The 9,719-nt window shown below is 61.2% G+C and carries 17 protein-coding genes; 1 reads left to right on the plus strand and 16 read right to left on the minus strand.

Going from position 1 to position 9,719, the window contains the following annotated elements; all coding sequences use genetic code 11:
- Positions 1-7: 7 nt before the first annotated feature.
- The 16 genes from rpsH to rpsJ form a co-directional block, all read right to left on the minus strand.
- Positions 8-406 carry a 30S ribosomal protein S8 gene (rpsH, locus tag DWX58_RS04875; protein ID WP_118641839.1) on the minus strand — a complete coding sequence of 133 codons (399 nt, stop codon included), beginning with the start codon at positions 404-406 and terminating at the stop codon, positions 8-10.
- Between the two features lie 732 nt (positions 407-1,138).
- Positions 1,139-1,324, minus strand: a complete 186-nt coding sequence (locus tag DWX58_RS04880) for a type Z 30S ribosomal protein S14 (RefSeq protein WP_118641840.1) — start codon at positions 1,322-1,324, stop codon at positions 1,139-1,141.
- A 14-nt stretch (positions 1,325-1,338) separates the two neighbouring features.
- Positions 1,339-1,890, minus strand: a complete 552-nt coding sequence (rplE, locus tag DWX58_RS04885; protein WP_118641841.1) for a 50S ribosomal protein L5 — start codon at positions 1,888-1,890, stop codon at positions 1,339-1,341.
- A gap of 20 nt (positions 1,891-1,910) precedes the next feature.
- On the minus strand, positions 1,911-2,228 hold the full coding sequence (rplX, locus tag DWX58_RS04890; RefSeq protein WP_118641842.1) for a 50S ribosomal protein L24: 318 nt from the start codon (positions 2,226-2,228) through the stop codon (positions 1,911-1,913).
- Positions 2,229-2,243: 15 nt separating this feature from the next.
- Positions 2,244-2,612 carry a 50S ribosomal protein L14 gene (gene rplN, locus DWX58_RS04895; protein ID WP_087395882.1) on the minus strand — a complete coding sequence of 123 codons (369 nt, stop codon included), beginning with the start codon at positions 2,610-2,612 and terminating at the stop codon, positions 2,244-2,246.
- A gap of 12 nt (positions 2,613-2,624) precedes the next feature.
- Entirely contained in the window at positions 2,625-2,885 is a 261-nt protein-coding gene (rpsQ, locus tag DWX58_RS04900; RefSeq protein WP_118641843.1) for a 30S ribosomal protein S17, read from the minus strand.
- Positions 2,886-2,900: 15 nt separating this feature from the next.
- Positions 2,901-3,098, minus strand: coding sequence for a 50S ribosomal protein L29 (gene rpmC / locus DWX58_RS04905; RefSeq protein WP_118641844.1), 198 nt, complete (start codon positions 3,096-3,098; stop codon positions 2,901-2,903).
- Positions 3,098-3,529 carry a 50S ribosomal protein L16 gene (rplP, locus tag DWX58_RS04910; RefSeq protein WP_118641845.1) on the minus strand — a complete coding sequence of 144 codons (432 nt, stop codon included), beginning with the start codon at positions 3,527-3,529 and terminating at the stop codon, positions 3,098-3,100. Before rplP ends, rpmC begins: the two co-directional genes overlap by 1 nt.
- The gene (gene rpsC / locus DWX58_RS04915; RefSeq protein ID WP_118641846.1) at positions 3,529-4,359 is read right to left on the minus strand and encodes a 30S ribosomal protein S3; all 831 of its coding nucleotides are present in this window, start codon (positions 4,357-4,359) and stop codon (positions 3,529-3,531) included. Before rpsC ends, rplP begins: the two co-directional genes overlap by 1 nt.
- A gap of 15 nt (positions 4,360-4,374) precedes the next feature.
- A complete protein-coding gene (gene rplV / locus DWX58_RS04920) occupies positions 4,375-4,707 on the minus strand; it encodes a 50S ribosomal protein L22 (protein ID WP_118641847.1) in 333 nt (110 codons plus the stop codon).
- A gap of 14 nt (positions 4,708-4,721) precedes the next feature.
- Positions 4,722-4,994 (minus strand): 30S ribosomal protein S19, encoded by a 273-nt coding sequence (gene rpsS, locus DWX58_RS04925; RefSeq protein ID WP_118641848.1) that lies wholly within the window; start codon positions 4,992-4,994, stop codon positions 4,722-4,724.
- Between the two features lie 14 nt (positions 4,995-5,008).
- The gene (rplB, locus tag DWX58_RS04930; RefSeq protein ID WP_118641849.1) at positions 5,009-5,842 is read right to left on the minus strand and encodes a 50S ribosomal protein L2; all 834 of its coding nucleotides are present in this window, start codon (positions 5,840-5,842) and stop codon (positions 5,009-5,011) included.
- A gap of 15 nt (positions 5,843-5,857) precedes the next feature.
- Positions 5,858-6,157, minus strand: a complete 300-nt coding sequence (rplW, locus tag DWX58_RS04935) for a 50S ribosomal protein L23 (protein ID WP_118641850.1) — start codon at positions 6,155-6,157, stop codon at positions 5,858-5,860.
- A complete protein-coding gene (gene rplD, locus DWX58_RS04940; RefSeq protein ID WP_118641851.1) occupies positions 6,157-6,777 on the minus strand; it encodes a 50S ribosomal protein L4 in 621 nt (206 codons plus the stop codon). Before rplD ends, rplW begins: the two co-directional genes overlap by 1 nt.
- 19 nt (positions 6,778-6,796) lie before the next feature.
- A complete protein-coding gene (gene rplC, locus DWX58_RS04945; RefSeq protein ID WP_118641852.1) occupies positions 6,797-7,525 on the minus strand; it encodes a 50S ribosomal protein L3 in 729 nt (242 codons plus the stop codon).
- A 487-nt stretch (positions 7,526-8,012) separates the two neighbouring features.
- Complete coding sequence (gene rpsJ / locus DWX58_RS04950) at positions 8,013-8,327, minus strand: 30S ribosomal protein S10 (protein WP_118641853.1); 315 nt, start codon at positions 8,325-8,327, stop codon at positions 8,013-8,015.
- Positions 8,328-8,849: 522 nt separating this feature from the next.
- On the opposite strand from rpsJ, the gene DWX58_RS04955 reads away from it, so the two are divergent.
- A complete protein-coding gene (locus tag DWX58_RS04955) occupies positions 8,850-9,686 on the plus strand; it encodes an enoyl-CoA hydratase-related protein (protein ID WP_118641989.1) in 837 nt (278 codons plus the stop codon).
- The last annotated feature ends 33 nt before the right edge of the window (positions 9,687-9,719 follow it).

Consider the following 9,719-nt stretch of genomic DNA (forward strand, 5'->3'; position numbering starts at 1 on the left):
ACCCTCCTTACCAGACAAATGCCAGGACTTCGCCGCCGACATGGGCCTGACGGGCCTTCTTGTCGGTCATGACGCCCTTGGAAGTGGAAACGATGGCGATACCCAGGCCACGCAGAACCTTGGGCAGCTCCTCAGCGCCGGCGTACACACGCAGACCGGGCTTGGAGACGCGGCGCAGACCGGAGATGACCTTCTCCTTGCCGGGGCCGTACTTCAGGGTGATGCGGATAACGCCCTGAGTTCCATCGTCGATGAGCTGGAAGTTCTTGATATAGCCCTCATCCAGCAGGATCTGCGCGATGGACTTCTTCATGTTGGACGCAGGAACGTCCACGGTGTCATGCTTGGCGTTGTTCGCGTTGCGGATGCGAGTGAGCATATCCGCAATGGGATCGGTGATTTGCATGAGTCTTACCTCCTATTCAGATTACCGGTTTTCAGGCCGGTAGAGACGGTAAGGTATCGAGAGGCAGGTGACCTTTCGACCTGTTGACCGCCTTTGCGCCTGGTTGGGGCAGGCGCGAAATCTATATCAAAACCGCCGGTGGCGGATTTGACCGGATAGGTGCCCCGGTTTTCTCCAAAGGGCCGCCGGACGGGACGCTTTTCAGGCGCCGGTCTCCGGACTTTGGGCCATGGGACAAACAGGGCAAATCCCCGCAGCCGTGGTTTTTCTCAAAACCCCGGTTCCGGGTGCGCACTCCCGACTGCGTTGGGAGTTTATTGAATTGTGCCTGGCGGCGCAATCGACTAATTATACCCCATATTTTTAAGGTTTACAAGAGTTTTTTGCTCCGCACACACGAAAGCGTGGAAAGATTATTCCGGGAAGGAGCCTTTCGGCCCCTCCCCGGGGAACATCTTATCCAATTTTTCCCGGCTGCCCGGCAGGGGAGAGGAGCGGTCCCACCCCGTGCACAGGGCGGCGCTCCAGGGTTCTGAACCGCTGGGCGGGGATCGGTGAAGATCGTTTCGTCCGACGAGGGGGCGCGGCGACGGCGTACTTTGTGTACGCAACCGGACACCCAGCCTCAGGAGAACGATCTTGGTGAGGAAAATGTTCCTGGGCGATGTGCGGGCCGCGCCGCCGTACTTTGTGTACGGCAAGCGGACCTCACGAAGCACAGGGGCATTTAACTTACCAAGAAGCCTTCTTCACGCCGGGGATCTGTCCCTTATAGGCCAGCTCACGGAAGCAGATACGGCAGATGCCGTAGTCCCGGAGGTAGGCGTGGGGACGGCCGCACAGCTTGCAGCGGTTGTACTGGCGGCTGGAGAACTTGGGAGCGCGCTGCTGCTTCAGAATCATAGATTTCTTAGCCATTGTTCTTCCTCCTATCAGCGGCCGGCGAAGGGAGCGCCGATGAGCGTCAGCAGCTCACGGGCCTCCTCATCGGTCTGGGCGGTGGTGCACATCACGATGTCCATGCCGCGGATCTTGTCGATCTTGTCGTACTCGATCTCGGGGAAGATCAGCTGCTCCTTGATGCCCAGGGCATAGTTGCCGCGGCCGTCGAAGGCGTCGGCAGAGATGCCGCGGAAGTCACGGACGCGGGGCAGGGCCACGTTGAACAGGCGGTCCAGGAACTCCCACATCTTGTTGCCGCGCAGGGTAACCTTAGCGCCAATGGGCATGCCCTCACGGAGCTTAAAGTTAGCCACGGACTTCTTGGCCTTGGTGATGATGGCCTTCTGGCCGGTGATGGTGGTCAGGTCGCTGACCACGGCATCCAGCACCTTGGCGTTCTCGCGGGCCTCGCTGCAGCCCACGTTGACCACGATCTTCTCCAGGCGGGGAATCTGCATGGTGGACTTGTAGCCGAACTTCTGCATCAGAGCAGGAGCGACCTCGTCCTGATACTTCTTCTTCAGGTTGGGCGTGTTAGCCATTTGGAATCACTCCTCCTCTCTCAGATTTCAGCGCCGCACTTCTTGCAGACGCGGACCTTCTTACCGTCGGCCAGCAGCTTGTGGGCGGCACGGGTGGGCTTGTTGCACTTGGGGCAGACGCGCTGCACCTTGCAGGCGTAGATGGGGGCCTCCTTCTGGAGGATGCCGCCCTGGTCGCCCTGCTTGCGGGGCTTGGTGTGGCGGGAGACCACGTTGACCTTCTCAACGATGACCTTGCCATCCTTGGGCATAACCTCCAGGACCTTGCCCTGCTTGCCCTTGTCCTTACCGGACAGGACGACGACCAGGTCGTCCTTGCGAATGCTCATTTTATTCATCTCACTCGACCTCCCTTACAGCACTTCGGGAGCCAGGGACAGGATCTTCATATAGTCCTTGTCACGCAGCTCGCGGGCCACTGGGCCAAAGATACGGGTGCCGCGGGGGTTCTTGTCCTCCTTGATGAGGACGGCGGCGTTGTCGTCAAAGCGGACATAGGAGCCGTCGGCACGACGCACGCCGCGGCTGGTGCGGACGATAACGGCCTTCACGACCTCGCCCTTCTTCACGGTGCCGCCGGGCTGAGCCTTGCGGACGGAGGCGACCACCACGTCGCCGATGTTGCCGAACTTGCGCTTGGAGCCGCCCAGCACGCGAATGGTCTTAATCTCCTTGGCGCCGGTGTTGTCGGCAACCTTCAGATAGCTTTCCTGCTGAATCATACCGACACCTCCTTACTTCGCCTTCTCGATGATCTCAACCACGCGCCAACGCTTATCCTTGGACAGGGGGCGGGTCTCCATGACCTTGACGCGGTCACCGATGCCGCACTGGTTGTTCTCATCGTGAGCCTTCAGCTTATAGGTTCTCTTAACGATCTTCTTGTACAGAGGATGGGCCACGCGGTCGGCGATGGCGACCACAACGGTCTTGTCCATCTTGTCCGAAACCACCAGGCCGACTCTGGTCTTACGGGAAGAAGTTCTGTTTTCCATCTTCTATTCCTCCTCTTAGCGGCCGGCGAGCTGCTGCTCGCGGATGATGGTCTTGACCCGGGCGATATCCTTCTTGACCTGGGCGATGCGGATGGGGTTATCCAGCTGGTTGGTGGCGTGCTGGAGGCGGAGGTTGAACAGGTCCTTCTTCAGGTCCTGCAGCTTGGTCTCCAGCTCAGCGCCGGACATCTTGCGGACTTCATTGGCCTTCATTACGCTTCACCACCCTTCTCGGTTTCCTCACGCTTAACGATCTTGCACTTGACGGGCAGCTTGTGGCTGGCCAGGCGCAGAGCCTCGCGGGCGACCTCTTCGGAGACGCCGGCGATCTCGAACATCACACGGCCGGGCTTGACCACGGCCACCCAGTACTCGGGGGAGCCCTTACCGGAACCCATGCGGGTCTCAGCGGGCTTCTCAGTCACGGGCTTATCGGGGAAGATCTTGATCCACACCTTACCGCCACGCTTGGTGTGACGGGTCATGGCGATACGGGCGGCCTCGATCTGGTTGCTGGTGATCCAGCTGGGCTCGGTGGCCTGCAGGCCGAACTCACCGTAGGTCACGGTGTTGCCGCGGCTGGCCTTGCCCTTCATGCGTCCGCGGTGAACGCGGCGATACTTAACGCGCTTAGGCAGCAGCATTACTGAGCGCCTCCTTCCTTAGGAGTATTGGCCTGACCGGCGGGGCGGGGGCCACGGTTGTTGTTGAAACCACCCTGACGGCGGTCACGGTTGAAGCCGCCCTGGCGGCGGTCGCCGTCCCGACGGTCACGACGGGGACGCTCGCGGCGCTCCTGATAGGGCTTGCTGGTGTCCAGGGTGCGGGGAGTGGTACGCAGGGCCTGGGTCAGGACCTCACCCTTGTAGATCCACACCTTGATGCCGATGCGGCCGTAGGTAGTGGCAGCCTCAGCAAAGCCGTAGTCGATGTCGGCGCGGAGGGTCTGCAGGGGGATGGTGCCGTCGTGATAGTGCTCGGTGCGGGCGATCTCGGCGCCGCCCAGACGGCCGGCGCAGGAGATCTTGATGCCCTTGGCACCGGCGCGCATGGCCCGGCCCATGGAGTTCTTCATGGCGCGGCGGAAGCCAATGCGCTTCTCCAGCTGCTGGGCGATGTTCTCGGCCACCAGCTGAGCGTTGGTATCGATGTCGCGGACCTCAACGATCTTCAGGTCCACGGGCTTGCCGACCATCTTGACCAGCTGAGCCTCGATCTTCTTGATGTCCTCGCCGCCCTTGCCGATGACAACACCGGGACGGGCGCAGTGGAGGTAAATGCGGACCTTGGCGTTGTCCCGCTCGATCTCGATCTTGGGGATGCCGGCGCCGTAGAGGGTCTTCTTCAGGTAGTCACGGATCTTCTTGTCCTCCACCAGCAGATCGCCCACCAGCTCGTTGCGGGCGTACCAGCGGGAGTCCCAATCCTTAATCACACCCACGCGCAGGCCGTGGGGATTCACTTTCTGTCCCATATTGTTCCTCCTCCCTTAGCGCTCGCTCACGGCGATGGTGACGTGAGAGGTACGCTTGTTGATGCGGTACGCACGGCCCTGGGCCCGGGGCATGATGCGCTTGATGATGGGGCCGGGGTTGGCGTAGCAAGCACTGACGTACAGCTTCTCAGGGTCCATCTGGTGGTTGTTCTCCGCGTTGGCGGCGGCGCTCTTCAGCAGCTTGAGCACGGGCTCAGAGGCTGCCTTGGGGGTCTGCAGCAGAATGGCGGTGGCGGTGGCCACGTCCTTGCCCCGGATGAGGTCCAGGACGATCTTCACCTTACGGGGAGAGATCCGCAGATATTTCAGATTAGCAACAGCTTCCATGTTCTCTCTCCTCCTTACTTACCGGTCTTGCTGCCCGCGTGACCCTTGAAGGTGCGGGTGGGCACGAACTCGCCCAGCTTGTGGCCGACCATGTCCTCGGTGACATAGACGGGCACGTGCTTGCGGCCGTCATGGACGGCAAAGGTGTGACCCACGAAGGAGGGGAAGATGGTGGAGGCGCGGCTCCAGGTCTTCAGCACCTTCTTCTCGTTCTTGGCGTTCATTTCATCGACCCGCTTCAGCAGCTCAGGGGCGCAAAAGGGGCCTTTCTTAATGCTTCTGCTCATCTTTCACTGCCTCCTTACTTGCTGTTACGGCGCTTGACGATGAACTTATCAGTACGGTTCTTCGTCTTGCGGGTCTTGTAACCCAGAGCGGGCTTGCCCCAGGGGGTGACAGGGCCGGGACGGCCGACAGGGCTCTTGCCCTCGCCGCCGCCGTGGGGGTGGTCACAGGGGTTCATGACGGAACCGCGGACGGTGGGCCGCCAACCCATGTGGCGCTTACGGCCGGCCTTACCAATCTGGATGTTGGCCCAGTCGGTGTTGCCGACCTGGCCGATGGTGGCCTTGCAGTTCTCGCGGACATAGCGGACCTCGCCGGAGGGCAGACGGACCTGAGCCATGCCGTTCTCCTTGGCCATCAGCTGAGCAGCCACGCCGGCGGCGCGGACCAGCTGAGCACCCTTGCCGGGGTAGAGCTCGATGTTGTGGATCATTTCACCAACAGGGATGTTGGCGATGGGCAGGCAGTTGCCGGGCAGAATGTCGGCATCGGGGCCGGTCATGATGATGTGGCCAGCCTTCAGGCCGTTGGGGGCCAGGATATAGCGGCGCTCGCCGTCCTCATACTCGATGAGGGCGATGTTGGCGGAACGGTTGGGGTCGTACTGGAGGTTAATCACGGTAGCCTTGCCGTTCTTGTCCCGCTTGAAGTCGATGATGCGGTACTTCTGCTTGTTGCCACCGCCGTGATGACGGACGGTGATGCGGCCATAGCTGTTGCGGCCGGCGTGCTTCTTCAGCACCTCAGTGAGGGCGCGCTCGGGCTTGGCCTTCTTGTCGATCCCCTCGAAGGCGGACACAGTCATGTGACGGCGGGAGGGGGTAGTGGGCTTAAAAGTCTTAATAGCCATTTCTCAATCTCCTCCTTACACCATACCCTCGAAGAACTCGATGGTCTTGGAATCGGCGGTCAGGGTGACCATGGCCTTCTTCCAGTTGGCGCGGCGGCCGGCGGGCCGGGCACCCATGCGCTTCATCTTGCCCTGCATGTTCAGGGTGTTGACCTTGGCGACCTTGACGCCGAAGATCTCCTCAACCGCCTTGGCGATCTCGATCTTGTTGGCGGTCTTGGCGACCTCAAAGGTGTAGCGCTTCATCTCAGTCTGCTCCATGGACTGCTCGGTGATGATGGGGCGCTTGATGATGTCATAAGCCTTGGTAGCCATTACGCGTACACCTCCTCGATGATAGCCAGGGCAGCCTTGTCGATGACCAGCTGCTTGGCGTTGACGATGTCATAGACGCTGAGGATCTTGGCGGTGGTGGTAACCACGCCGGGGATGTTGCGGGAGGACTTGACCACGATGTCGTCCACCTCGGGGGTGATGACCACGGACTTGGTGGCGCCCAGGTTGTCCAGCAGGCCCTTCATGGTCTTGGTCTTGATCTCGTCCAGCTTCAGACCGTCCACCACGATCACGGCGCCCTCGGCAGCCTTAGCGGACAGAGCGGACTTCAGAGCCAGACGCTTCACCTTCTTGTTGAGGGTGTAGCTGTAATCGCGGGGCTTGGGAGCGAACACGATACCACCGTGAGTCCACTGGGGAGCGCGGGTGGAACCCTGACGGGCGTGGCCGGTACCCTTCTGGCGCCAGGGCTTCTTGCCGCCGCCGGAAACCTCGGCGCGGGTCAGAGCGCTCTGGGTGCCCTGACGGCAGTTGGCCAGGTGATTCTTGACCACCTCGTGGACCACAGCCTGGTTGGGCTCGATGCCGAAAACAGCCTCGGAGAGCTCGATCTCGCCGACCTGCTGGCCGGCCATGTTAAACACATTTGCTTTTGCCATGATTTACACTCTCCTTTCCTTACTTGTTGCGGGCGGAAGCCTTCTGCGGGTTGACGCGGGCAGAGGCCTTCTGCGGGTTGTTGCTGATGCCGGCAGCGCCCTTCTTCTCGGCGTTGTGCTTGACGGTGTTCTTCACGAAGACGATGCCGCCCTTGGGGCCGGGGATAGCGCCGCGCACGGCGATGAGACCCAGCTCGGCGTCCACCTTGACCACGTCCAGGTTCAGAACAGTGACCTGCTCGTTACCCATCTGGCCGGCGCCGATCTTACCCTTGAAAATGCGGCTGGGGTCGGTGCCGGAGCCCATGGAGCCCGCGTGGCGGTGAACAGGGCCGGTACCGTGGGTTTCCTTCAGGCGGGCGGCGCCGTGGCGCTTCACAACGCCCTGGTAGCCGTGGCCCTTGCTGATGCCGGTGACGTCAACGAAGTCGCCCTCGGCGAAGAGGTCGGCCTTCAGCTGGTCGCCCACTTCAAACTTGGAGCAGTCCTCCAGAGGGAACTCCTTCAGGACCTTCTTGAACTCCTCCAGACCGGCCTTCTTCTGGTGACCCAGCTCAGGCTTGGTGAGCTTGCGCTCAGGAACGGTCTCGTAGCCCAGCTGAATGGCGTTGTAGCCATCCTTCTCGGCGGTCTTCTTCTGCACCACGGTGCAGGGGCCGGCCTCAATCAGGGTGACAGGCACCACATGGCCGGCTTCATCGAAGATCTGGGTCATGCCGATCTTTTTGCCGATGATCGCTTTCTGCATTTGGATTTCCTCCTACTTCAAAGGTTATTGGTCGGAGTAGTTGACGTAAGGGCCCCGTTGGGCTGGGCCCTGTCACGCCTCGCCTGCTCACAACGCACGGCTTCCCTTCGACTCGGGACACAAACATCCGGGCTTTGGCCCTTCTTGGTTTGTATCCCTCGCTCCGGTCCATCCGTGCTGCTCGCAACGGCTCGGTCGCTTCGTCATTGCTACGACGACTTGACCCGTCCGCCTCAAATCGCGGCGGACTGCGGGTACAACAAAGTTGTGCTGACAGGTTCCGCTTTCAGCCTGTCAGGTTTGAGACGGCGGCTGTGTTATCACGCCTCGCCTGTTCGCGGCGGCTCGGGCGCTTCCTTGTTATCACGCCTCGGTTCCCTCGCGGGCGGGCCGCCTTCCCTCCGTCTCGGACCCGAACCGGAAACCTCAGTTTCCTGGGTTCTCGCCCTCGCTCCGGTCCAGGCTCCCCTGCTCGGGAATTCGGCGCTTACAGCTTAATCTCAATCTCCACGCCGGCGGGAAGCTCCAGGCTCATCAGGGCCTCGACGGTCTTGGGGGAGGGCTTGACCACGTCGATGAGGCGCTTGTGGGTGCGGCGCTCAAACTGCTCGCGGGAATCCTTGTACTTGTGGGTGGCGCGCAGGATGGTGACGACTTCCTTCTTGGTGGGCAGGGGGATGGGGCCGGAGACAGAAGCGCCGCTGCGCTTGGCGGTCTCCACAATCTTCTCCGCGCTCTGGTCAATGAGCTGGTGGTCATAGGCCTTCAGACGGATGCGGATCATTTCTTTCTGAGCTGCCATTTGGGTTTTCCTCCTTATATACATACGAAAGTTGACATTGTCCAGCCTTCGTACGGTGAGAGCGCTCCGTATATCCACGCTTTCGTGCGTATCACTTCCGGCCGCGAAAAAACCGGCGCATAGACAGGCCGGTCTCTTCCCTGCCGGGCGATATACGCCGTGGCACGGATCTCTCAGCCGCCCGATTGTTACGGACATACTCCGCGGAAGTTACCGGTTCTCACCGCAATCTCCCGCATCATCGCAGAATGCACCCTTGCAGGCGCTTTGATATCATACAACAACACCCCCGTGTGTGTCAAGGATTTTTTTAAAAAAATTCGCCTCATTTTTCCGATGATTCGGCCGGTTTTTTCCCGTTTTGCCGCTCCCCCCGGCGTCCCGTCCGAAATGGTATCCCATTTTTCTTTTTGGTTGACAATCTTGTGTCCGGCCGGTACAATGAGGGCCGGATCCTGTTTGGATGAAATTCCGTTCCGGGGCGCAGAGCGGGCGCGCCGGATCGGGGAAAGCGAGGAATGTATGTCTGATCTAATCTACGAGGTCCAGGGCCATCTGGCCCGGATCACCATGAACCGTCCGGAGCATCTCAACTGCTTCAGCGAGGAGATGATCCACCTGTGGACCGCCGCCCTGGAGGACATCCGGGACCGGGACGACATCTACGCGGTGCTGCTCTCGGGCAACGGGAAGGCCTTCTGCGCCGGGGGCGACGTGAAGGCCATGGCCGCCGGCGACGGCTTTTTTGAGAGCCGGGACGACATCTCGTCCACCGCCCTGGCCCGGAAGAACTCCCTGTGGAAGGGGGTGCAGCGCATCCCCCTGCTTCTGGAGGAGATCGACCGGCCGGTGGTGGCCAAGATCCACGGCCCGGCGGTGGGCGCGGGGCTGGACATGGCCCTGATGTGCGACGTGCGCATCGCCTCCAAAAGCGCCACCCTGTCCGAGAGCTACTTCAACGCGGGCATTGTCCCCGGGGACGGCGGAGCCTATTTCCTGCCCCGGCTGGTGGGCCGAGACAAGGCCCTGGACATGTTCTGGACCGCCCGGGTGCTGAAGGGGGAGGAGGCCGAGGCCATCGGCCTGGTCACCCGCACGGTGCCCGACGAGGAGCTGGACGACTTTGTGGAGCAGTATATGCAGAAGCTGCTGGAGGCCCCCCAGCAGGCCATGCGCCTGACCAAGCGGGCCATCCACGAGAGCGAGCAGAGCACCCTTCGGGCCTCCCTGGACATGGTGTCCTCCTTTATGGGCATCGTCACCGAGCTGGATGACTACCGCACCCGCACCGCCGCCCTGGTGGCGCAGCTGGAGCAGAAGCACCTGCGCCGGAAAAAAGAGGATTCCAACGAGGGGTAAGCAAGGCGCGTGCCGCCGGAACATTTTGTTCCG

Source organism: Pseudoflavonifractor sp. AF19-9AC (assembly GCF_003478995.1).
GTDB lineage: Bacteria > Bacillota > Clostridia > Oscillospirales > Oscillospiraceae > Lawsonibacter.

Excerpts from the sequence above, each read along its gene's own strand:
- rpsJ (WP_118641853.1), bottom strand. The coding sequence starts at position 8,327 with ATGGCAGCTCAGAAAGAAATGATCCGCATCCGTCTGAAGGCCTATGAC.
- rplW (WP_118641850.1), bottom strand. The coding sequence starts at position 6,157 with ATGGCTACCAAGGCTTATGACATCATCAAGCGCCCCATCATCACCGAG.
- rplE (WP_118641841.1), bottom strand. The coding sequence starts at position 1,890 with ATGGCTAACACGCCCAACCTGAAGAAGAAGTATCAGGACGAGGTCGCT.
- rpsQ (WP_118641843.1), bottom strand. The coding sequence starts at position 2,885 with ATGGAAAACAGAACTTCTTCCCGTAAGACCAGAGTCGGCCTGGTGGTT.
- rpmC (WP_118641844.1), bottom strand. The coding sequence starts at position 3,098 with ATGAAGGCCAATGAAGTCCGCAAGATGTCCGGCGCTGAGCTGGAGACC.
- rpsH (WP_118641839.1), bottom strand. The coding sequence starts at position 406 with ATGCAAATCACCGATCCCATTGCGGATATGCTCACTCGCATCCGCAAC.
- rpsC (WP_118641846.1), bottom strand. The coding sequence starts at position 4,359 with ATGGGACAGAAAGTGAATCCCCACGGCCTGCGCGTGGGTGTGATTAAG.
- rplV (WP_118641847.1), bottom strand. The coding sequence starts at position 4,707 with ATGGAAGCTGTTGCTAATCTGAAATATCTGCGGATCTCTCCCCGTAAG.
- rplX (WP_118641842.1), bottom strand. The coding sequence starts at position 2,228 with ATGAATAAAATGAGCATTCGCAAGGACGACCTGGTCGTCGTCCTGTCC.
- rplD (WP_118641851.1), bottom strand. The coding sequence starts at position 6,777 with ATGGCAAAAGCAAATGTGTTTAACATGGCCGGCCAGCAGGTCGGCGAG.
- rplP (WP_118641845.1), bottom strand. The coding sequence starts at position 3,529 with ATGCTGCTGCCTAAGCGCGTTAAGTATCGCCGCGTTCACCGCGGACGC.
- rplB (WP_118641849.1), bottom strand. The coding sequence starts at position 5,842 with ATGGCTATTAAGACTTTTAAGCCCACTACCCCCTCCCGCCGTCACATG.
- DWX58_RS04880 (WP_118641840.1), bottom strand. The coding sequence starts at position 1,324 with ATGGCTAAGAAATCTATGATTCTGAAGCAGCAGCGCGCTCCCAAGTTC.
- rpsS (WP_118641848.1), bottom strand. The coding sequence starts at position 4,994 with ATGAGCAGAAGCATTAAGAAAGGCCCCTTTTGCGCCCCTGAGCTGCTG.
- DWX58_RS04955 (WP_118641989.1), top strand. The coding sequence starts at position 8,850 with ATGTCTGATCTAATCTACGAGGTCCAGGGCCATCTGGCCCGGATCACC.
- rplC (WP_118641852.1), bottom strand. The coding sequence starts at position 7,525 with ATGCAGAAAGCGATCATCGGCAAAAAGATCGGCATGACCCAGATCTTC.
- rplN (WP_087395882.1), bottom strand. The coding sequence starts at position 2,612 with ATGATTCAGCAGGAAAGCTATCTGAAGGTTGCCGACAACACCGGCGCC.